This is a genomic window from Tenacibaculum sp. A30, from assembly GCF_051200845.1.
GTDB lineage: Bacteria > Bacteroidota > Bacteroidia > Flavobacteriales > Flavobacteriaceae > Polaribacter.
This window is the reverse complement of the sequence record NZ_CP195160.1, coordinates 927501-948649: the sequence shown is the minus strand read 5'-3', so window position 1 is coordinate 948649 and position 21149 is coordinate 927501. Positions and strand designations below refer to the sequence as shown.

20 protein-coding genes, 2 tRNA genes and 2 rRNA genes are annotated in these 21149 nt (G+C 35.1%); 19 read left to right on the top strand and 5 right to left on the bottom strand.

Annotation, left to right across the window (positions count from 1 at the left end; translation table 11 throughout):
- The first annotated feature begins 16 nt into the window (after positions 1-16).
- The 10 genes from ACR9ES_RS04495 to ACR9ES_RS04450 all read left to right on the top strand — a co-directional run bounded on the left by ACR9ES_RS04495 (position 17) and on the right by ACR9ES_RS04450 (position 10054).
- Positions 17-3085 (top strand): type I restriction endonuclease subunit R, encoded by a 3069-nt coding sequence (locus ACR9ES_RS04495; RefSeq protein WP_435255258.1) that lies wholly within the window; start codon positions 17-19, stop codon positions 3083-3085.
- A gap of 18 nt (positions 3086-3103) precedes the next feature.
- Positions 3104-4732: an HsdM family class I SAM-dependent methyltransferase gene (locus ACR9ES_RS04490; RefSeq protein WP_435255257.1), complete on the top strand. Its 1629-nt coding sequence runs from the start codon at positions 3104-3106 to the stop codon at positions 4730-4732.
- On the top strand, positions 4725-6098 hold the full coding sequence (locus ACR9ES_RS04485; protein WP_435255256.1) for a restriction endonuclease subunit S: 1374 nt from the start codon (positions 4725-4727) through the stop codon (positions 6096-6098). The genes ACR9ES_RS04490 and ACR9ES_RS04485 overlap by 8 nt, the downstream gene beginning before the upstream one ends.
- 79 nt (positions 6099-6177) lie before the next feature.
- Entirely contained in the window at positions 6178-6675 is a 498-nt protein-coding gene (locus ACR9ES_RS04480; RefSeq protein ID WP_435255255.1) for a hypothetical protein, read from the top strand.
- A gap of 2 nt (positions 6676-6677) precedes the next feature.
- A complete protein-coding gene (locus ACR9ES_RS04475) occupies positions 6678-7052 on the top strand; it encodes a helix-turn-helix transcriptional regulator (protein WP_316982116.1) in 375 nt (124 codons plus the stop codon).
- The gene (locus ACR9ES_RS04470; protein WP_435255254.1) at positions 7052-7504 is read left to right on the top strand and encodes a hypothetical protein; all 453 of its coding nucleotides are present in this window, start codon (positions 7052-7054) and stop codon (positions 7502-7504) included. The genes ACR9ES_RS04475 and ACR9ES_RS04470 overlap by 1 nt, the downstream gene beginning before the upstream one ends.
- A gap of 78 nt (positions 7505-7582) precedes the next feature.
- Positions 7583-8449 carry a DUF3037 domain-containing protein gene (locus ACR9ES_RS04465; protein ID WP_435255253.1) on the top strand — a complete coding sequence of 289 codons (867 nt, stop codon included), beginning with the start codon at positions 7583-7585 and terminating at the stop codon, positions 8447-8449.
- Positions 8450-9001: 552 nt separating this feature from the next.
- A complete protein-coding gene (locus ACR9ES_RS04460) occupies positions 9002-9289 on the top strand; it encodes a DUF6922 domain-containing protein (protein WP_435255252.1) in 288 nt (95 codons plus the stop codon).
- Entirely contained in the window at positions 9286-9498 is a 213-nt protein-coding gene (locus ACR9ES_RS04455; protein ID WP_435255251.1) for a nucleotidyl transferase AbiEii/AbiGii toxin family protein, read from the top strand. The genes ACR9ES_RS04460 and ACR9ES_RS04455 overlap by 4 nt, the downstream gene beginning before the upstream one ends.
- The gene (locus tag ACR9ES_RS04450) at positions 9455-10054 is read left to right on the top strand and encodes a hypothetical protein (RefSeq protein WP_435255250.1); all 600 of its coding nucleotides are present in this window, start codon (positions 9455-9457) and stop codon (positions 10052-10054) included. Before ACR9ES_RS04455 ends, ACR9ES_RS04450 begins: the two co-directional genes overlap by 44 nt.
- 368 nt (positions 10055-10422) lie before the next feature.
- Here ACR9ES_RS04450 and ACR9ES_RS04445 read toward each other — a convergent pair whose 3' ends face one another.
- From ACR9ES_RS04445 to ACR9ES_RS04425, 5 genes are all read right to left on the bottom strand, one after another.
- Positions 10423-10749 carry a YegP family protein gene (locus ACR9ES_RS04445; RefSeq protein ID WP_298997474.1) on the bottom strand — a complete coding sequence of 109 codons (327 nt, stop codon included), beginning with the start codon at positions 10747-10749 and terminating at the stop codon, positions 10423-10425.
- Positions 10750-11024: 275 nt separating this feature from the next.
- Positions 11025-11195, bottom strand: a complete 171-nt coding sequence (locus ACR9ES_RS04440) for a hypothetical protein (protein WP_298997471.1) — start codon at positions 11193-11195, stop codon at positions 11025-11027.
- A complete protein-coding gene (locus ACR9ES_RS04435; protein WP_435255249.1) occupies positions 11185-11424 on the bottom strand; it encodes a hypothetical protein in 240 nt (79 codons plus the stop codon). The genes ACR9ES_RS04440 and ACR9ES_RS04435 overlap by 11 nt, the downstream gene beginning before the upstream one ends.
- Positions 11402-11848: a DUF5675 family protein gene (locus ACR9ES_RS04430; RefSeq protein WP_298997465.1), complete on the bottom strand. Its 447-nt coding sequence runs from the start codon at positions 11846-11848 to the stop codon at positions 11402-11404. The genes ACR9ES_RS04435 and ACR9ES_RS04430 overlap by 23 nt, the downstream gene beginning before the upstream one ends.
- A 2-nt stretch (positions 11849-11850) precedes the next feature.
- Positions 11851-12606, bottom strand: a complete 756-nt coding sequence (locus ACR9ES_RS04425) for a hypothetical protein (RefSeq protein WP_435255248.1) — start codon at positions 12604-12606, stop codon at positions 11851-11853.
- A gap of 219 nt (positions 12607-12825) precedes the next feature.
- Here ACR9ES_RS04425 and ACR9ES_RS04420 point away from each other — a divergent pair, with 219 nt between their 5' ends.
- From ACR9ES_RS04420 to ACR9ES_RS04380, 9 genes are all read left to right on the top strand, one after another.
- On the top strand, positions 12826-13023 hold the full coding sequence (locus ACR9ES_RS04420; protein ID WP_298997459.1) for a hypothetical protein: 198 nt from the start codon (positions 12826-12828) through the stop codon (positions 13021-13023).
- Positions 13024-13779: 756 nt separating this feature from the next.
- Complete coding sequence (locus ACR9ES_RS04415; protein WP_435255247.1) at positions 13780-14127, top strand: hypothetical protein; 348 nt, start codon at positions 13780-13782, stop codon at positions 14125-14127.
- A 10-nt stretch (positions 14128-14137) separates the two neighbouring features.
- Entirely contained in the window at positions 14138-14284 is a 147-nt protein-coding gene (locus ACR9ES_RS04410; protein ID WP_435255246.1) for a hypothetical protein, read from the top strand.
- 3 nt (positions 14285-14287) lie between these two features.
- Positions 14288-14878, top strand: coding sequence for a bestrophin family ion channel (locus ACR9ES_RS04405; RefSeq protein WP_435255625.1), 591 nt, complete (start codon positions 14288-14290; stop codon positions 14876-14878).
- Entirely contained in the window at positions 14875-15171 is a 297-nt protein-coding gene (locus ACR9ES_RS04400; RefSeq protein ID WP_435255245.1) for a bestrophin family ion channel, read from the top strand. The genes ACR9ES_RS04405 and ACR9ES_RS04400 overlap by 4 nt, the downstream gene beginning before the upstream one ends.
- Positions 15172-16028: 857 nt before the next feature.
- Positions 16029-17546 (top strand): 16S ribosomal RNA (locus ACR9ES_RS04395).
- Between the two features lie 154 nt (positions 17547-17700).
- Positions 17701-17774, top strand: a tRNA-Ile gene (locus ACR9ES_RS04390).
- Positions 17775-17933: 159 nt separating this feature from the next.
- A tRNA-Ala gene (locus ACR9ES_RS04385) sits at positions 17934-18010 on the top strand.
- Positions 18011-18239: 229 nt separating this feature from the next.
- Positions 18240-21112, top strand: a 23S ribosomal RNA gene (locus ACR9ES_RS04380).
- Together the 16S and 23S rRNA genes with 2 tRNA genes alongside form the textbook arrangement of a ribosomal RNA operon.
- The last annotated feature ends 37 nt before the right edge of the window (positions 21113-21149 follow it).

Sequence of the window (21149 nt, the reverse complement as noted above, 5' to 3'; positions counted from 1 at the left end):
TAAATCAAAAAAAGCAATGAAATTCAACGAAGATTCAAGGGTCAAAATACCATCTATACTACACCTTACTCGATTAGGTTATAAATACTTATCTCTTAAAAATGCGGTTTGGAATGAAGAAACAAACATCTTTACAGATGTTTTTATAAAAAGCATACAGAAAATAAATCACGATTTAGAAGAAGACGAAGCTAAACGTTTATTAAGTGATGTATCATTACTTTTAGACAACGAAGATTTAGGAAAAGGCTTTTATGATAGGTTAATTCAAAAGACAGGACATAAAATTATTGACTTCGATAATTTTGAAAACAACACATTTAATGTAGTTACTGAACTGACCTATAAAAATGGTGATGAAAACTTTAGACCCGATATTATTCTTTTAATCAATGGTTTGCCTTTAGTGTTTATTGAGGTTAAAAAGCCAAATAATAAAGAAGGCATTATAGATGAACGTAATAGAATTATTAGACGTTTCCAAAATAAAAAATTTAGACGCTTTGTAAACATCACGCAACTAATGGTATTCTCTAATAATATGGAATACGATAGTGATGATGTAGATACTGTTCAAGGGGTGTTTTATGCGTCACCATCATACCATAAACCAGTATTTAACTATTTCAGAGAAGAAGAAACTTTCAATTTAGATAGCTTATTATTACCTGAAAATGATAATATTGAAAATGAAATATTAAAGGACAATAATTTGGTTATTATCAAACACTCACCAGAGTTTTTAACCAATAAAAACCCTAATTCACCAACCAATCGAGTATCAACATCTTTATTTTCAAAAGACCGCTTATCTTTTGTATTGCAATATGCCATAGCCTATGTAAATGAGAGTACAGGCATACAAAAGCATATTATGCGTTATCCTCAACTATTTGCCACCAAAGCAATAGAAAACAAGTTAAACGAAGGCACTCGCAAAGGTATTATTTGGCATACACAAGGAAGCGGAAAAACAGCTCTAACATACTACAACGTTAAGTTTTTGACTGACTATTTTCAAAAACAAAACATCATACCTAAATTCTATTTTATCGTAGATAGATTAGATTTATTAATTCAATCTAAAAGAGAATTTGCAAGTAGAGGTTTAACGGTACATACAGTTAATTCAAGGGATGAATTTGTAAAAGATATTAAATCTAAAGCAGCACTTCATAATGAAAGAGGTAATGCTGAAATTACAGTTGTTAATATCCAAAAGTTTTCTGAAGATGCTCAAATTGTAACCGAACAAGACTACGACATTAATATTCAAAGAATCTACTTTTTAGATGAGGTACATAGAAGTTACAATCCTAAAGGTAGTTTTTTAGCAAATTTAGAGCAGTCAGATAAAAGTGCTATCAAGATTGGTTTAACCGGAACACCGTTATTGGGTAACGATTATAATTCTAAATCTTTATTCGGCGATTATATACACAAGTACTATTACAACGCCTCTATTGCAGATGGTTATACTCTTAAATTGATTAGAGAGGAAATAGCCTCTAATTATAAAATGGTACTTGAAAATGCGTTAAAAGAAATTGAAGTATTACAAGGCGATATATCCAAAAAGAAAATATTTGCAGACAGAAGATTTGCAGAACCTATGCTGGATTACATCGTAGAGGATTTTGAAAACTTCCGTTTAACTTATGATGACAATTCAGTTGGTGCTATGGTAGTATGTGATAGTTCAGATCAAGCTAAAATGCTATTTGAAATATTCAATAGCAAATATAGCGATAGTGATGCTGTTGTTTTAGACAAAGTTGCAGAAGAAAGAGAATCTTATGGAGATAAAAAAAGAGAAAGCTATAAGGTTAAAAAAGCAGCTTTAATTCTTCACGACATAGGTACTAAAGAGGAACGTAAACAAGAAGTAGAAGATTTTAAAGATGGTAAAATAGATTTTCTTTTTGTGTACAATATGTTATTAACAGGTTTTGATGCTAAAAGGTTAAAGAAATTATACATAGGTCGTTTAATTAAAAAACATAATCTATTACAAACCTTAACCAGAGTAAACAGAACATATAAAGATTATAAATATGGTTTTGTAGTCGATTTTGCAGATATTAAAGCAGAGTTTGATAAAACTAATAAAGATTACTTTGAAGAGCTTCAAGAGGTTTTAGGTGATGAAATGGAGCATTATTCCAACATCTTTAAATCTAAAGAAGAAATACAAGAAGAAATAGCAGATATAAAAGAGATATTATTTCATTATGATACCTTAAACGCTGAGAACTTCTCACAACAAATTTCTCAAATCTCAGACCGTAAAAAAATGTTAGGTTTGGTTAAGGCTTTAGGTAATGCTAAAAGTCTATACAATTTAATTCGTTTATTTGGGCATTATGAGTTATTAGAAAAAGTAGATTTTAAAAAGCTATCAGTGTTATATAGAGAAGCTAATAATCACTTACAACTACTAAACCAAAAGGAAGCATTAGAAAATAATATAGATACTACAAATCTATTAAATGTAGCCTTAGAAGATGTAGTGTTTATGTTTAATAAGGTTGGGGAAGAAGAACTAATCTTAGCAGACCAATTGAAAGATACATTGCGTAAAACAAGAGAAGAATTAGCAAGTAATTTTGATAAAAAAGACCCTGAATTTGTAAGTTTGTACGATGAATTAGAACGTTTGTTTAAAAAGAAGAAACTAAACGAAGTCACTCAAGACGAAATGAAAGCCAATATTGGTGCTTTAAAAGAAATACACGCCAAAATATTAGAGTTAAACAGACAAAACAAACTATTACAAGCAAAATATAATAACGACCCTAAATACTGTCGTATTCACAAACGTATAGTAGAAAAAGGCGGTTTAACCCAAAGAGAAAGCCAATTATTTGAAGCCTTACAATCGGTCAAAAATGAAGCAGACCTTCAAGTGATACAAAACAGTCGCTTGTTACAAAACGAGGGCTATTTAGATAAGATGATGATAAAATTGATAATCAATCAATTTGTCAATCAAAACAAAATTAAATTAAATCCAGAGACTTCTAAATTCATAAACAATTTAGTAGTACAAGAATATACCAATGAATTTCACGGGCGAACAGCCTAATAGTAGAGAGTTGATTAAATGACGACAACAGTACAATTTCAAACACAAGTAAAAAACCTTATAGACAGTCTTAAAGGGATCTGTTCTAATTATGGTTTAGGAAATAGCGGTGATGAATACATTATCATTACCCAAACATTCTTATACAAATTCTTAAATGATAAATTTGCCTACGAGGTAAAGCAACTAAATCCTGAATTGGCTAAAGCCGATAATTGGCAAAAAGCAATTGAGCAATTAAGTGAGGAAGAATACGAAATGCTAACCTTAAAGTTAAGTGCCGATACAGCAGTTTTAAAACCACATCATTTTATATCACATTTATTCGGCAACCAAAATAAATCAGATTTCGCATTGACTTTTGATGACACCTTAATGGATATTGCCGTTCAAAACAATGATATTTTCTCAGTAGTAACTACAAGTGGCTCAAAAGAACCTTTATTTGAAAGAATTAGCGAAAAAATTGATGAAGGCGATAGAAACGCATTTGCTAAAGCAGTTATTAACCAATTAGTTGATTTTAGCTTCGAGCACATTTTCAATGAAAAATATGACTTCTACGCTACTATTTTCGAGTATTTAATCAAAGACTATAATAACGATAGCGGTGGCACGTATGCAGAGTATTACACACCTCACGCAGTCGCTAAAATTATGGCATCTATTTTGGTAACCGAAGATAACATACAAGATGTAACTTGTTATGACCCAAGCGCAGGTTCAGGTACATTATTAATGAATTTGGCTCACGCTATTGGTGAGGATAAATGTACCATCTACTCACAAGATGTATCTAAAAAATCATCGAAGCTATTACGCTTAAATTTAATCCTTAACAATTTAGTGCACTCGTTACAAAATGTAGTACGTGGTAATACCATTTTAGCACCCTATCATAAAGATGAGAACGGTCAATTACAAAAGTTCGATTACATAGTATCTAATCCACCATTCAATTTAGATTTTAGCGAGTATAGAGACGATTTAGATAGTAAAGAAAATAACGAACGCTTTTTTGCAGGCATACCAAACATTCCTAAAAAGAAAAAGGAATCAATGGCTATCTATAGTTTGTTTTTACAGCATATTATGCACAGTTTAACCAAAACAGGGAAAGCGGCTATTGTTGTTCCAACTGGTTTTATTACGAAACAATCAGGTATTGATTTAAAAATAAGAGAAAAGATGGTGGAAAGCAAAATGTTGGCAGGTGTGGTAACTATGCCTTCTAATATTTTCGCTACAACTGGAACTAACGTTTCCATCATTTTTTTAGATAAAAACAATACGGATAAAGTTGTATTGATTGATGCTTCAAATTTAGGAACCAAAGTAAAAGAAGGGAAAAATCAAAAAACGGTTTTAAGTGCAAAAGAAGAGCAATTTATTATTGATACATTTAACAATAAAAAAGCAGAAGAAGATTTTTCTGTAGAGGTAAACTATGATGAAATTAAAACAAAAAACTATTCTTTAAGTGCAGGTCAATATTTTGAAGTCAAAATTGAATATGTAGAGATTACAGCGGATGAATTTGAGATCAAATTAAAAGGTTTTGAAACAAATTTAGAAAATTTGTTTACCGAAAGTGAAATATTGGAAAATGAAATTCAAAATAATTTAAAGGAGTTAAATTATGAGTAAAGTAGTTTTTAGGAGAAGAGTTATACCAAAAGGATGGATTTTAAAAACTATTGGTTCTATTACCAAAACAGGTTCTGGTGGAACACCTTTAAGCTCTAATAAAGAATTTTATGAAAGAGGTAATATACCTTGGATAAATAGTGGTGAAGTAGGACAAAATGTAATTAATTCACCTCAAAAATTTATAACTAAAAAAGGTTTAGACAACTCAAGTGCCAAAATTTTTCCTGTAGATACAATTCTTATTGCTTTATATGGTGCAACTGCAGGAAGAGTAAGTAAATTAGGAATCCAAGCATCAACTAATCAAGCGGTATGTGGTATTTATCCAAATAGTAATTTTAATTCATTCTTTTTAAAGTATTATTTGGACACTCTTTATAAATATCTTGTAGGTGTAAGTACTGGTTCCGCGAGAGATAATCTTTCTCAGGATGGTATTAAAAAATTAGAAGTACCATTTCCTAACATTAAAGTTCAAAATCAAATCGCTAAGATTTTATCGGATTTAGATGCTAAAATAGAAGTCAACAACAAAATCAACGAAGAATTAGAAGCACTCGCTAAAACCATTTATGACTATTGGTTTGTACAGTTCGATTTTCCTGATGCAAACGGAAAACCATATAAAGCTTCAGGTGGTAAGATGTTGTATAATAAAAACCTTAATAAAGAAATACCTGAAGGTTGGAAAGATAAAACCATTGCAGATTGGATAGAAAATGATAAAAGTGGAGATTGGGGTAAAGAATCAAAACAAGGTAATTATACAGAAAAAGTGTCTTGTATTCGTGGCGCAGATATTAATGGTTTAAATGGTAATGGAGAGGTAAAAGCACCTGAACGTTTTATTTTAGAAAAAAACACCCATAAACTTTTAGAACACGGTGATTTAATAATTGAAATATCTGGAGGTAGCCCTACGCAGTCTACAGGTAGAATGGCTTTTATAACACAAGAAACTTTAGAGCGTTTTGAGAATCCATTAATCTGCTCAAATTTCTGTAAAGCAGTTACATTAAAAGACGAAACCTATTTATATAATTTCGTTTACCAGTGGAATCGACTATATGATGCAGGCGTATTATTTGGTTGGGAAGGTAAAACAAGCGGTATCAAAAACCTATTATTCGAGAGCTTTGTAACTAATTATAAAACCGTTTTCCCTCAAAAAAACATCGTAGAAAAGTTCTACCAAAAGGTAAAACCATTACACGCTAAAAAGCAAAAGAACCTGCAAGAAAACCAAAAATTAGCAGAATTAAGAGATTGGTTATTACCTATGTTAATGAATGGTCAAGTAACCGTTAAAGAAGCACAAGAGCATATTAACCAAGCAGCAGAACCACAAGAGAAGTACCAATAATCCATCATAAAATTAACTTAAAAGTGAAAAATATTTGTAATTTAACTTATAAGTGAATAACTTTGCACACATAAAACCATTGTTTAAGTATAATAAAGTAGCATATTACTCTGTTGTATTAAACGATAATAAAGAGACCTTGTACGAAGAGTTTGTTAAAAGGCACGAGCTAAATAACAAGAACAAACTTTACCATATTTTAAAATGGTTACAAGTAATTGGGAAAAAGTATGGAGCACAAAACCGTTTTTTCAGAAATGAAGCTTATACCGCAGATACTTCAGCATTACCACCTGTGGGCAAAGACAGAAAACCGTATTATATCGAAAATGGCAAAAAGAAAAACAACACATTAAGATTGTATTGTTTACGAGCCAATGAGCACGTAGTCTTTTTGTTTAGTGGAGATATTAAAACGGCTAACAACGCCCAAGACTGCCCTAATGTGAAACCACATTTCTTATTGGCTAATCAACTTACAAAAGCAATTGATGAAGCATTCAAAAATCAAGATATAGTTTGGAATGATGATTGTACTTTAATTGATTGTGATAAAAACTTTAAACTCTATTATTAACTATGGAATTTCCAAAAAACAACATATTAGACAATTGGTTAGAAGCTAATCAAAATACTGAAATAGACAGATTCATTGAAAGAAACTTGGCTATAACAGAAAAGGTATGCGCTGTTTTAAAAGAACGTGGTATCAAGAAAAAGCAATTTGCAGAAATGTTAGGTAAATCGCCTTCTGAAGTATCAAAGTGGTTGTCTGGTTTGCATAATCTCACCCTAAAGAGTATTACAAAAATGGAAGAGGTTTTAGATATTAATTTAATTAATATTGAACCTATAAAAGAAATTGAATACGTTTATTTAGGTTCTATTCCAGGTGGTGGTATGGAAGATGCTATCAATGATTATGAAGAAACAAACTATAGTGCAGCAAGTTAATGAATAAAGAGGTTAAAATAGACCCAGAAAGAATACACCTATTTCACATAAATATTGTGGAAAGCTCTATTAAAGATGTTGCTCAAAAAGGAGACAACAACTTTAAAATAAATATTGCCCAAACCACAATGCATAATTTGAAAGATGAAAGGGTTAAAATAGGGTTGTTTATAGATTTAATTCACGATGAAGTAACATCAGATGCTAAAGCTCATTTTGTTTTTGATTTTCATTTTAAAATTGAAGAATTAACCAATTACTACGAGTTAAAAGAAGATAATTCACCTATCTTTACAGGAGTACTCATCGCAACTCTTTTAGGTATTAGCTTTTCAACAGCAAGAGGTATTATTTTTGAAAGACTTTCAAACACCAATATGCAAGGTATGATTTTACCTGTGGTATCACCTCAAAAAATGTTATCATTACAGAAAAAAGAAAATTATAAATAAATTACAGGGTTTTAATCAAAAAGTAAAGGATAATTTAGATGTTACATCTGTCCTTTTAAAAAGAATAGAAAATAGCAGATGAATAGTTTTTATTCCATATTAAAGTTGTCCCCAAACATTGCAACAGAAGATTCTGTAGCAATAGGAATGCTTTTGTTTGATGGTAAAAAGTTCCGTACTTATTTTTCGGATAAGAAAAAAAGATTAGCCAATAATCTACTTGATGATAAGAATGTGAATATAAACTTCATTGTCAATCAAATTATCGAAAAGTGTAATACGGTAAATTCAGATAAGGAAGAACTAAAGTTATTTTACAAATTCGATAAACTTTCTGAAATATCTTATTTTGATTATTTAAGTAATTATTCCAACGGTATAATTCAGTTTTCTAAACCGAAACCTTTATATGAAGAAATGAATGATGTAGCTTTTGAAAAGCTAATCAATTTCTTATTTAATGAGTCACTTTATAAGTACCTTAAAGAAGAATATAATTTTCAGTTATACCGCTCAATAGAATTAATAGAAAGAAAACTAATTAATAAAGTTGATAAAAAGGTACACACGCATTACAAGTTTAAACCAGAGGCATTTCCTTCTATTTATTTCTCTTACGAAATGGATTGTATAGGATTAAACGGTTCATTAATTGGTGCTAAATCATTGCCTTTTGATAAATCGGCACAAAGTTTAGATAAAGATATAAGCCATTATTTCACTTTAATATCTTCCTTAACAAGTAAGTACAACAAATCTTTAAAGGATAATAATTTCTATTTAATTTCTGAAGAGCCAGAAAATATTGGAAGTAAAGAGCATAAACTTTGGGAATCTGTTCGCTACAACGAATTAATTTCTGTAATTCATCCTGAAGAATCCAATTTAGTTGCAGACAAAATTATTGAGAAAAAAGCTGCTAAATTCCTTGAAGAAGTAGAATAATATATTTTCCACACAACCCAAAACCCAGTTTTTTGCGAAAAAGCAAAAACCCATAGCCTGTATTGAGCGTAGTCGAAATATCTTTTGTGTTGTTCCGCTCGCCAACGCACTTGTAGTTTTTGGTTGCAATTCTCACACAGCATATTACTTGTTTTATTTACACTTTTGTATTTTAATAAATAGGTACAATAAAAAAGTAAAAAGCTGTTGCCAACGCTCACACCAAAAACTACCCAAAGCTAAGTTACATAACACGCAGTTATGGTACTTTTCCGTAAACTCCAGGTAGCCATAACTCCATTATGTAAAATAGCCCGCATTCTAACGCTTTAAATAGTAACTATAAATGGTATTTAGGGCTATTCATGAGTACCTTAATATAAAAAATATAATGACACGAACTAAATAGCCCGCCTTCTAACGCTTTAAATGGTAACTATAAATAGTATTTAGGGCTATTCATGAGTACATAAGAGTTAGTAAAGGATATATTCACAGTATTTGGAACATTTTTTGATTATCTTTGTACTATAAAACCGTTAGGTACAATAGGTGAAAACAAATAGTAACATAGCGAATACATTTCCAAAACACTTATTTTGGGATATGGATTATAGTAAATTATCTTTAGAAGAAGATAAAGAGATTATAATCCCAAGAGCTTTGTATGCGACAACCAAGGCTACGTTTAAAAACGATATAGCCAAATTAGAAAACTTGTATTCATTTCAAGATATTTTATCAGTCTTACAAAATACCAAAGAACGAATTAGTAATGCCGTTTGTGAGTTAGTTGCTAAACATTACAACGTTCCTGTTTTTTATCGTTACAAATTATGAGTGCTGTTTCCAAAGTACTTATAGAAACCATTAAAGAATTACAAAACTTACCAAGTCTATCAAAATTTGCATTAGGCGGTGGTACCAATTTAGCAATTCGATATAACCATCGAAAGTCAATCGATATCGATTTATTTTGTAGTGAAATTATAGGTTTTAACGGATTTGAAAAACATAGAAAAAGAACTCAAAGAATTTTACGGAGATAATTTATTAGGGATTGATTACCCTTGTAAAATTAACGATCAATATATCTTTTTAAGAACTTTTATATCAAAACCTGATGGGACTACTATTAAAGTAGAAATATTACAAAACATGAAATTAATATATGATACTGATACAATTAATGGTATCCGTTTAATTTCAACAAAAGATATTGCAGTCTTCAAATTAATCAGTGCATCAAGTCGATTAGCAAAAAAAGATATTTACGATTTAAACTATATTACAGATAATAATAACCTTATCGAATTGTTTAAAGATTTAGCAACGAAACAAGAACGTTACAATTCAGAAGAAGATAAAACGATATTCGATTTAGATGGCAAAGTAAACCCGATTCAAAACCCACACTTATTGTTAGATTTTGATAACCCTAAACAAGGAAAGTCATCGCGTCCAAATCATTCAAACGATTTAATCGAAACTGTTCCCAATAGTAAAACTTGGATAACCACAGGTATTGAATGGCGTGCTAAAATGAGAAGTTTATATCGTCATTTAGAGTTAGATTTTCCAAAACCAAAAGGAAGAAGTGTTTAATTGTTAGCTCATTCAAGCTGCACAAAACTTTCGTTAAGCCTGTTCAGAGAATAATCGTAGAATCCAAGTATTCCTTACCTCAAGTCTTTGTTGGTTTCATTTCACTAACAAACAAGGGAGCCACAATTCCCCAAGTGTATCCTGAGCGTAGTCGAAGGACCCTTTTAGCGGTGTAAGTTCCAGCAATTTTTAAAGTCCTCCATGTGTCTGCGGTATATAGAGCATCTGCTTAGAAGGCAGACGCTCTATACACCTCAACACCGCGCATAAAAAAAGAACGTTACAAACGTCCTTTATTTATTTCTCCTAGCTGAACTTTAAAAATTACGTACACTTACGTCATTCAGCCCCTGAAAATATACTCTTAATTATACTTCTTCAACGGGTGCTTTAGGAGCATTTGTTTTTACAGATTCAATTCCGTTTTTCATACCTGAAGAACTCTCGTACATTTCACTAGTTCCAATAACTTGACCATTACTAGCTTTTAAATTAAAATAATGCTTACCGTTACTAGATACTTTTTGATCAAATTTGCTATCATCTTGCGAATTGGTTTTAACGGATTCTATACCATTCATACAACTTGCTTTAGCAGTATATCCTTCACTTGCTAAAATTTTTTGACCATTGCTTGCTTTTAATCTAAAACGATATTCAGATTTTGAATCTTGATAAACTTCGAATTTTGCCATAATATTTGATAGATTTTGAATCTAAATATAACAAAAAAGTATTCCAAAAGAAAGAATCCATGATGAGGTTTTTACAAAATGTATTAATACGGTGATTATATGTATTTAGATATAATTTAATGTTTTTCGATAGAATTATATGTTTTTACATATAACAGTGAAGAACTGTTTCCAGTAATAAGGGTGTTTATTAAAGTAAAAAAGGAAAGAGGAAGCAAAAGTAAGCACTATCGTGCTTGATGTTCTTCGCTTTCTCTTTCCTTTTTCGGTTTAAATTAAAATTTGAGTTGTTTAGATAACCACCTAAGAAAAGCGGATACACTAAAACTGACAACAGCTCCAATAATGGCTAAAATTACAGTTGTAATGATATCTTCTACACCAATGTTTACAATAGAAGATAAAAGAGTGCCTCCAATAATACCCGCTTTTGTATTATGGTCCATGCTCAGCATCTTCTTTAGGGATTTCCTCATCTTTTACAACGGCTTGACTTACTGCAGTAGCAACAGTTCCTGCAACCGTCATATAAGTTGCAATAGTTACAATCACAGCGGGCATAGCAATTGGAGCAGCGATAATGGCACCGCCAGCTGTAGCCAAAGCAATACCTATATTACGTAAAGTCTTGAAAAACTTAGGAGTCGGTTTTTTATAACGTTCTACAATGTTCATAATTTTGAGATTTAATAGTTAATAAAACAGTTTCATTTCTTTCTTTAGCTTGATATACTAAAGACAATAATTGCTGCATAGCACCCTTTGAGTAGAGTCCTTTTCCAATACCAGTGAGATAAGTAACCGGAGCAATACAACCCTCTAAATCTTTTAAAGCATCATTAGCGGGATGAAATAGAATCAAACTTCTTCCTATAACATCCTTTAAGATTAGGTGATGTTTGAAACGTTTTGAAAAACGAGGTTCAATCTCGTACTTCCCTTCAGGAATACAAGAAATATTTCGTTTGTTATTGTTCCAGGGCAATTCAATAGTATAGCAAAGAAATCTATTTTGAGCACGTTCATTGAGCGTAGTCCAAATGAAGAGAGTACCGTTGGTACCCTCTTTATAATAGGCTCTATACAGTACTAACTCCATAATTAAGGAGTGTCAACAATCACAACAGCCAAAGCATTGTAAGCTCCGTTCTTTAAAGCATACATTTGACCGTTTACTTCCTGATAAAACTCAATACCAAGAACCTGCACAACAGGTAAGGTAGAGTTTGCAGTCAAAGAGGCTGTTAAAGCGATTGCTGCAGTATCAGCTGCTGTGTAAGGTAAAATAGTAGTTTCATCATGCTCAAAAGTTGAGGTTTCATTCTCAAAATCCAATTCAGAAGCTCCCATTACTACTTTAAAATGCGTTGCTCCAGTAGGAGCTGCAATTCTAACAGTCGGAGAAAAAGCATCGATAGTTAACGTTGCTTCTCCAGATACACGGTCAAAAGCATTTGCAAAAGCAGCAAAAAGAGTAGTTCCTAACTTTCCGTTCAAGTTAAATTCAAAGCTTTCTAATAAGCTTAAATCCCCATCTTGAACTGTTCGTAAACCTCTTTCATTTGTTGAGTCGGTTTTGGTAACAGCAACAAGGTTTTTAGTTAAACGAGAAACCACACGTTTGTCCTTTGCGTTTTGCAAAAGAATACGAATAGCATTTCGCAACAGCTTACCACCTTTACCAGCACGTCCAAATTCAGACCCATTTTCACGCGTTCTCTGAAACGCAGGATCATTAGCAATGCGATTGGCATCAACGCCACCTTTTTCACGAGCTAGGTATCCGTCACTTGTTTTGTAAAAAGAAATACCTCCGATAGTTCCTTTTAGTTTAAAAATTCCTGTTTGTCTTGCCATAATAATTCGTTTTTTGATTACTAATTCAAATCACGTAACTTTATGTTTCCCAGAAAAAAATAGGATGCCGTTTTTGGTCATCGATACCGATACAACCAAAAACGTCATTAAAATATTGATAACACGTGCGTGTTACCAACATTTTAACAACGGATTATCATCACCATCATAAATAGATGAGGTATAGTTTAAGTATGGATAAAGCATATATAAAGCAGTATGAATCTAAAAAGAGTGTGCATATACCCAAAAGATATTCAACGTATCACAGGACGTAGTGAACGCTACGGGCGTAAGCTTTTAAATGACATAAGAAATTACTTTGGAAAAGAATCTTACCAGTTTGTAACGATAAAAGAATTTGCAGAATATAGTGGGATAGAAGAGGAGTTAATAGTAGAATACATTACCGATTAAGGTAATATTATTAAGCTCTATTTAGTTGCTTTTGAATAGTATAATTCTTAAATTTACTAGGTAATTAGACAAATAAAAATCACTATTTACCACCAATGTTTAAGTGCGTAATTCGGTTACACTTAAATTTTAGTTATCAAAAATCATAGAGTTTATAAGGTATACAGCGATTAGGATATGTTCCTGTCGCGATCACAATAAGCCTTGTTAATCTTTTGATTTTCAAGGCTTTTTTGTGTTTTAGGGGGGTAGGGGGTAAATGTTTTGCACTGCTAAACTTCATTATTATAAAATGAAAAAATTAAAGGGGTAGTGTGTTTTAAATAACTACAATTTCCCAATGCCTAATTAAATAATTATCTTTTACTTTTTCAAAGTTTTTGTTTCGATAAGAAGTATTGAAAATTAGTGGTTTTTCAGTAAATACAGAGTTTAAGAGTGTAAAGGTTACGTTGGCTTGGCTGTATCAAAGCTACTAGAACCAAAGTTATAGGTGCCGATGCATTCAATAATTAGCTCTTTTAGGTAAATTCCTTTATCAAAAACTAATAGGAGTGTTTAAATTTTCAACATTATATAAAGGGAAAAGAGTAGTAGAGTTTAGGAGTTCGTTAAACGGAATTTTCGCTATTTTTTTTCTTTCAAACCAAATTTCAATTTTCCAAGGCGAGAGAGGAAGTAGCCCTCCAAATGAATCTACTATAAGACCATCTATCGATTGTACATCCGAATGTAATTTATAATAGTAACTCCAATATGGTTTTTAATTATATTTCAGGAGCTGGTATAGATACTTCTGAAAAAGGAAAAGTAATGTGGACAAGAGTCAAGGGGAAAACAGAGAGTTATATCTTACAAAAGGGTTTTAAAAAAGTCTATATGTTCAGACCTGGCATTATCATTCTTGAAAAAGGAACAAAATCAAGAACAGGATGGTTAAATACTACATATATCATTATAAGTCCGTTGTTTCCATTGCTTAAAAAAATAAGCGGTGTGACAACATCAACTAATATTGGTTTGGCTATGATAAACTCACTCTTTTTTGATTTAGACACAAATTACCTTTCAAATAAAGACATCAATACACTTGCTAAAAAATAATTTTTGAAGTATGATTGTTACAAAGAATATAGGGTTTATTCGTTTATTAAAACTTACAGGACAGCATTTTTTATGGCTGATACCATTAATGGGAGGTATTGCATTATTGTACCATTTCAATGTTATTACATTCAAAATTCCGTGGGTTCCTGTATAGGTTATTGGTACAGATGTAGCGTTTTATGTAGGTTTCAAAAACAATCAATCGTATGATAGATTATGGGAAGCACGTAAAATATGGGGAGGTATTGTTAATGATAGTCGTACTTGGGCGATGATGGTTGATGGTTTTATTACGAATCAATTTGCTAATTCGACCGTTTCTGATGAAGATTTAAAAGAAATAAAGAAAAGACTAATTTATCGCCATATAGCGTGGTTGTATGCACACCGTAGCCAATTATTAGTTCCTACGTCTTGGGAACATATCAATCAATCAGGTCATTTTGGAAAAACTGCCGAAAGGTTCCAAAAGTATTTTGGGGTAGGTTTAATAGATGATGAACAAACCAAAAGTAATCTAGATGTCTTTTTGCAACCTGAAGAGTATGAAAGATTAATAAATGCAACCAATACTGCAACCCAAATTATTAATGAACAATCAAGAGATTTAACTCAATTAAGAAAAGAGAATGTTATTGATGACTTTCGTCACATGAGAATGGAAGATGTTTTAAGAACATTTTATGAATTACAAGGTCGAAATGAGCGTATCAAAAAATTTCCGTTGCAAGACAATATGCTAATATGAGCCGTTATTTTGTAGGTATATTTATCGCATTTTTATCATTTAGTATGATACCTGAAATGATGAATGTGGGACAGTTTGGTTTTTGGATATCAATACCTGTGGTAGCTTTAATAGGATGGATTTATGTAGCTATGGAACTGGTAGGAGATTACTCTGAAAACCCTTTTTCTGGTATGGCTAATGATATCCCTATGCTTTCGCTATGTAGGGTTATTGAAATTGATTTGAAAGAAATACTAGGCGAAACAGATTTACTATCTGCAATTGAAGCTAAAAGAGGTGTTTTAATGTAATATAATTACCAAATCAACAGTGCAAACTATTAAGAAAAAGAGGACTTTTATTCCTCGTTTTTTTTTGTGTATACTTATAGTTTATTGAGTTACTTTCAGTATATACTTGTTTTTTTAGCATTAACTCCAGATAATAATATTTTTAAAACAATATCTCTCATTAGATTTATGGTTTATTAAAGTAAACATACAGACGTGAGATTGCTTATCAATACATATATTATATATAATTGTTCGTTTGAATTAATAGTTAACCACACATCAGAAGAACTTCCGTATGTAAAGCATTAATTTTTAAAGTATTAAAAAAAGGTTTTTAAAAAAGGTAAAAAAAGTACTTGTTATAATGAAAAAGGTATCTATATTTGCACCCGCAAACGGAAAGGCGGTAAGCTAATAAGTTAGCAAGAGTTCATTAAAATAGGGTGTAGGATACATCAAGAAAAGGTTAAAAAATAGTTTAATTTTTTCTTGTTTTATTAAAATTAAACGTAGTATCTTTGCAGTCCGATTTTGGTGGTAGAGTTCATTAAAATAGTGCAGTAAACAAACGAAAAAAAACTTCAAAAAAGTTTTTGTCAGAATAAAAAGAGTTTGTATGTTTGCACCCGCTTTAAGAGAGCGGTTACGATCAGAGAGATTTTGGAAAGCGATAAGCTACTAGTTCGAGTCTAGTGTTTCTACAAGAAGGTTGAGTTAAAGAGATGAGTTTAAGGCTTGTTATTGGCGACTCGCCACGTTCATTGAAAATATTGAAATTGACAGCGTAATTAAAAGAGTAGAATTACCACGGATAATCTAAAAGATTACCGAAAAAATTCTTTTGGAACTTAACATTTAAAATAATTAAAGATTTTACAATGAAGAGTTTGATCCTGGCTCAGGATGAACGCTAGCGGCAGGCTTAACACATGCAAGTCGAGGGGTAACAGGGTGCTTGCACCGCTGACGACCGGCGAACGGGTGCGTAACGCGTATAGAATCTGCCTTGTACAGGAGGATAGCCTTTAGAAATGAAGATTAATACTCCATAATACTGAGATGTGGCATCACAATTTAGTTAAAGATTTATCGGTACAAGATGACTATGCGTCCTATTAGCTAGATGGTAAGGTAACGGCTTACCATGGCAACGATAGGTAGGGGGTCTGAGAGGATTATCCCCCACACTGGTACTGAGACACGGACCAGACTCCTACGGGAGGCAGCAGTGAGGAATATTGGTCAATGGAGGCAACTCTGAACCAGCCATGCCGCGTGCAGGAAGACTGCCCTATGGGTTGTAAACTGCTTTTATACAGGAAGAAACAGTCGTACGTGTACGACCTTGACGGTACTGTAAGAATAAGCACCGGCTAACTCCGTGCCAGCAGCCGCGGTAATACGGAGGGTGCAAGCGTTATCCGGAATCATTGGGTTTAAAGGGTCCGCAGGCGGTCAATTAAGTCAGAGGTGAAATCCCATAGCTTAACTATGGAACTGCCTTTGATACTGGTTGACTTGAGTTATACGGAAGTAGATAGAATAAGTAGTGTAGCGGTGAAATGCATAGATATTACTTAGAATACCGATTGCGAAGGCAGTCTACTACGTATATACTGACGCTCATGGACGAAAGCGTGGGGAGCGAACAGGATTAGATACCCTGGTAGTCCACGCCGTAAACGATGGACACTAGTTGTTGGGTGCAAATTCAGTGACTAAGCGAAAGTGATAAGTGTCCCACCTGGGGAGTACGATCGCAAGATTGAAACTCAAAGGAATTGACGGGGGCCCGCACAAGCGGTGGAGCATGTGGTTTAATTCGATGATACGCGAGGAACCTTACCAGGGCTTAAATGTAGAGTGACAGGGGTAGAGATACCTTTTTCTTCGGACACTTTACAAGGTGCTGCATGGTTGTCGTCAGCTCGTGCCGTGAGGTGTCAGGTTAAGTCCTATAACGAGCGCAACCCCTATCGTTAGTTGCTAGCAGGTAAAGCTGAGGACTCTAGCGAGACTGCCGGTGCAAACCGTGAGGAAGGTGGGGATGACGTCAAATCATCACGGCCCTTACGTCCTGGGCTACACACGTGCTACAATGGTATGGACAATGAGCAGCCACAACGCGAGTTGGAGCGAATCTATAAACCATATCACAGTTCGGATCGGAGTCTGCAACTCGACTCCGTGAAGCTGGAATCGCTAGTAATCGGATATCAGCCATGATCCGGTGAATACGTTCCCGGGCCTTGTACACACCGCCCGTCAAGCCATGGAAGCTGGGGGTGCCTGAAGTCGGTTACCGCAAGGAGCTGCCTAGGGTAAAACTGGTAACTAGGGCTAAGTCGTAACAAGGTAGCCGTACCGGAAGGTGCGGCTGGAACACCTCCTTTCTAGAGAAAGATGGTGAGTTACATAAGAGGTTAATTTTACTCTTTGCTGTTAATTTTAAAAATAGACTAAGATCTTAAGGAGTCATTAGTATTTAGTCGATAGTAGTTAGTTGTATAACTAACGTCTAAAGACTACAAACTACAGGCTAAAAAAAGTCTCGTAGCTCAGCTGGTTAGAGCGCTACACTGATAATGTAGAGGTCGGCAGTTCGAGTCTGCCCGAGACTACAAATTATTCAAAGATTGAATGATTAAAGAATTGAAAGATTTTAGTTAAAGGAAATTTTAGAAGTTGAGGGATTTGGTTTTACGTGTTGAGTGCTAAGTTTTAAGTTAAACTCACACCAACTAATAACTAACGACTAATAACTCATAACTAAAAGAGATGGGGGATTAGCTCAGCTGGCTAGAGCGCTTGCCTTGCACGCAAGAGGTCATCGGTTCGACTCCGATATTCTCCACCAGGCGATGCCTGGAGATAAGTAATATTATCTTCAAGAGTATTGCAGGCAGATTGTGACTAACAAGTTTAATTACTTGTCAGTGGCGACTCGCCACAACGTTCATTGACATATTGGTAAAATGATATCGTAAAGAATCAAGATAGAGAGTTAGATAATATCTAACGAAATATTTTTATAAGAACAAGAATTATAAAGAGCTCGTTCTAGCGTAAAGCTAGAGCAAAAAGTACAATAAGCTAAATAAGGGCGTATGGAGGATGCCTAGGCTTTCAGAGGCGATGAAGGACGCGATAAGCTGCGATAAGCTACGGGGAGAAGCACATATTTTATGATCCGTAGATTTCCGAATGGGGCAACCCGTCATGTTGAAGACATGTCACACCTTCGGGTGAGCAAACCTGGTGAACTGAAACATCTAAGTAACCAGAGGAAGAGAAAACAAAAGTGATTCCGTTAGTAGTGGCGAGCGAACGCGGATTAGCCCAAACCAATGTTGTTACGGCAATATTGGGGTTGTAGGGCTGCGACATTAGAATCTAAGAGAACTGGAATCGTTTGGAAAGACGAACCGAAGAGAGTGATAGTCTCGTACAGGTAATCGAAGAGGATATAGCAGTACCCTGAGTAGTGCGGGACACGTGTAATCCTGTATGAATCCACCGGGACCATCCGGTAAGGCTAAATACTCCTGAAAGACCGATAGTGAACTAGTACCGTGAGGGAAAGGTGAAAAGAACCCTAAGTAAGGGAGTGAAAGAGAACCTGAAACCGTACGCCTACAAGCGGTCGAAGCACATTAACTGTGTGACGGCGTGCCTTTTGCATAATGAGCCTACGAGTTACTGTTACTAGCAAGGTTAAGATTTTAAGGATCGGAGCCGAAGCGAAAGCGAGTCTGAATAGGGCGCGATTAGTTAGTAGTAGTAGACGCGAAACCGAGTGATCTACCCATGGGCAGGTTGAAGCTGTGGTAACACACAGTGGAGGACCGAACCAGTTGACGTTGAAAAGTCTTTGGATGACCTGTGGGTAGGGGTGAAAGGCCAATCAAACTCGGAAATAGCTCGTACTCCCCGAAATGCATTTAGGTGCAGCGTTGAATAAAAGTTTTATAGAGGTAGAGCTACTGATTGGATGCGGGGGCTTCACCGCCTACCAATTCCTGACAAACTCCGAATGCTATAAAATGTTTTTCAGCAGTGAGGGCATGGGTGCTAAGGTCCATGTCCGAGAGGGAAAGAACCCAGACCATCAGCTAAGGTCCCCAAATATATGTTAAGTTGAAAAAACGAGGTTTGACTGCCCAGACAGCTAGGATGTTGGCTTGGAAGCAGCCATTCATTTAAAGAGTGCGTAACAGCTCACTAGTCGAGCGGTCGAGCATGGATAATAATCGGGCATAAACATATTACCGAAGCTATGGACTTATTAAAGTGGTAGGGGAGCATTCTATATGTGCTGAAGGTGTGCTGTGAGGCATGCTGGAACGTATAGAAAAGAAAATGTAGGCATAAGTAACGATAAAGGGGGCGAGAAACCCCCTCACCGAAAGACTAAGGTTTCCTCAGCGATGCTAATCAGCTGAGGGTTAGTCGGGACCTAAGGCGAATCCGAAGGGAGTAGTCGATGGACAACAGGTTAATATTCCTGTACTTCTTATAACTGCGATGGGGTGACGGAGTAGTGAAAGCACCGCGAACTGACGGAATAGTTCGTTGAAACATTTAGGTATTAGACTGGTAGGCAAATCCGCCGGTTTAGCTGAAGTGTGATAGTACCACAAGTCTTCGGATGCGTGGATAGTGTGCCTAAAAACTTCCAAGAAAAACCTCTAAGCTTCAGGTTATAAGAACCCGTACCGTAAACCGACACAGGTAGTTGGGATGAGAATTCTAAGGTGCTCGAGAGATTCATGGCTAAGGAACTAGGCAAAATAGACTCGTAACTTCGGGAGAAGAGTCGCCAACAGCAATGTTGGCCGCAGTGAAAAGATCCAGGCGACTGTTTATCAAAAACACAGGGCTTTGCTAAATTGAAAGATGATGTATAAGGCCTGACACCTGCCCGGTGCTGGAAGGTTAAGTGGAGTTGTTAGCTTCGGCGAAGCAATCAAATGAAGCCCCAGTAAACGGCGGCCGTAACTATAACGGTCCTAAGGTAGCGAAATTCCTTGTCGGGTAAGTTCCGACCTGCACGAATGGTGCAACGATCTGGATACTGTCTCAGCCATGAGCTCGGTGAAATTGTAGTATCGGTGAAGATGCCGATTACCCGCAGCGGGACGAAAAGACCCCGTGAACCTTTACTATAGCTTCGTATTGACTTTGGATAAGTAATGTGTAGGATAGGTGGGAGACTTTGAAGCAGCGTCGCTAGGCGTTGTGGAGTCATCCTTGAAATACCACCCTTTGCTTATCTAGAGCCTAACTCAGCAATGAGAACAGTGCGTGGTGGGTAGTTTGACTGGGGTGGTCGCCTCCAAAAGAGTAACGGAGGCTTCTAAAGGTTCCCTCAGCACGCTTGGTAACCGTGCGTAGAGTGCAATGGCATAAGGGAGCTTGACTGAGAGACATACAGGTCGATCAGGTACGAAAGTAGAGCATAGTGATCCGGTGGTTCCGCATGGAAGGGCCATCGCTCAAAGGATAAAAGGTACTCCGGGGATAACAGGCTGATCTCCCCCAAGAGCTCACATCGACGGGGGGGTTTGGCACCTCGATGTCGGCTCGTCACATCCTGGGGCTGGAGAAGGTCCCAAGGGTTGGGCTGTTCGCCCATTAAAGTGGCACGCGAGCTGGGTTCAGAACGTCGTGAGACAGTTCGGTCTCTATCTGCTGTGGGCGTTAGAAATTTGAGTGGATCTGACTTTAGTACGAGAGGACCGAGTTGGACTGACCTCTAGTGTATCTGTTGTCTCGCCAGGGGCACTGCAGAGTAGCTACGTCGGGAAGGGATAAGCGCTGAAAGCATATAAGCGCGAAACCCACCACAAGATGAGATTTCTTTAAAGGGTCGTGGAAGATCACCACGTTGATAGGCTATAAGTGTAAGTGCAGTAATGTATGTAGCTGAGTAGTACTAATAACCCATAGGCTTATGTACGTATCCCGGTCCTAGTGGCCGGGAGCAAACTCTTTGA

Coding starts and splice junctions, on each gene's coding strand:
- ACR9ES_RS04495 (WP_435255258.1), top strand. CDS start 17: ATGAAATTCAACGAAGATTCAAGGGTCAAAATACCATCTATACTACAC.
- ACR9ES_RS04430 (WP_298997465.1), bottom strand. CDS start 11,848: ATGGAGTTAGTACTGTATAGAGCCTATTATAAAGAGGGTACCAACGGT.
- ACR9ES_RS04455 (WP_435255251.1), top strand. CDS start 9,286: ATGAGTGCTGTTTCCAAAGTACTTATAGAAACCATTAAAGAATTACAA.
- ACR9ES_RS04465 (WP_435255253.1), top strand. CDS start 7,583: ATGAATAGTTTTTATTCCATATTAAAGTTGTCCCCAAACATTGCAACA.
- ACR9ES_RS04435 (WP_435255249.1), bottom strand. CDS start 11,424: ATGAACATTGTAGAACGTTATAAAAAACCGACTCCTAAGTTTTTCAAG.
- ACR9ES_RS04420 (WP_298997459.1), top strand. CDS start 12,826: ATGAATCTAAAAAGAGTGTGCATATACCCAAAAGATATTCAACGTATC.
- ACR9ES_RS04400 (WP_435255245.1), top strand. CDS start 14,875: ATGAGCCGTTATTTTGTAGGTATATTTATCGCATTTTTATCATTTAGT.
- ACR9ES_RS04410 (WP_435255246.1), top strand. CDS start 14,138: ATGATTGTTACAAAGAATATAGGGTTTATTCGTTTATTAAAACTTACA.
- ACR9ES_RS04485 (WP_435255256.1), top strand. CDS start 4,725: ATGAGTAAAGTAGTTTTTAGGAGAAGAGTTATACCAAAAGGATGGATT.
- ACR9ES_RS04440 (WP_298997471.1), bottom strand. CDS start 11,195: ATGGACCATAATACAAAAGCGGGTATTATTGGAGGCACTCTTTTATCT.
- ACR9ES_RS04445 (WP_298997474.1), bottom strand. CDS start 10,749: ATGGCAAAATTCGAAGTTTATCAAGATTCAAAATCTGAATATCGTTTT.
- ACR9ES_RS04490 (WP_435255257.1), top strand. CDS start 3,104: ATGACGACAACAGTACAATTTCAAACACAAGTAAAAAACCTTATAGAC.
- ACR9ES_RS04415 (WP_435255247.1), top strand. CDS start 13,780: ATGGTTTTTAATTATATTTCAGGAGCTGGTATAGATACTTCTGAAAAA.
- ACR9ES_RS04470 (WP_435255254.1), top strand. CDS start 7,052: ATGAATAAAGAGGTTAAAATAGACCCAGAAAGAATACACCTATTTCAC.
- ACR9ES_RS04475 (WP_316982116.1), top strand. CDS start 6,678: ATGGAATTTCCAAAAAACAACATATTAGACAATTGGTTAGAAGCTAAT.
- ACR9ES_RS04425 (WP_435255248.1), bottom strand. CDS start 12,606: ATGGCAAGACAAACAGGAATTTTTAAACTAAAAGGAACTATCGGAGGT.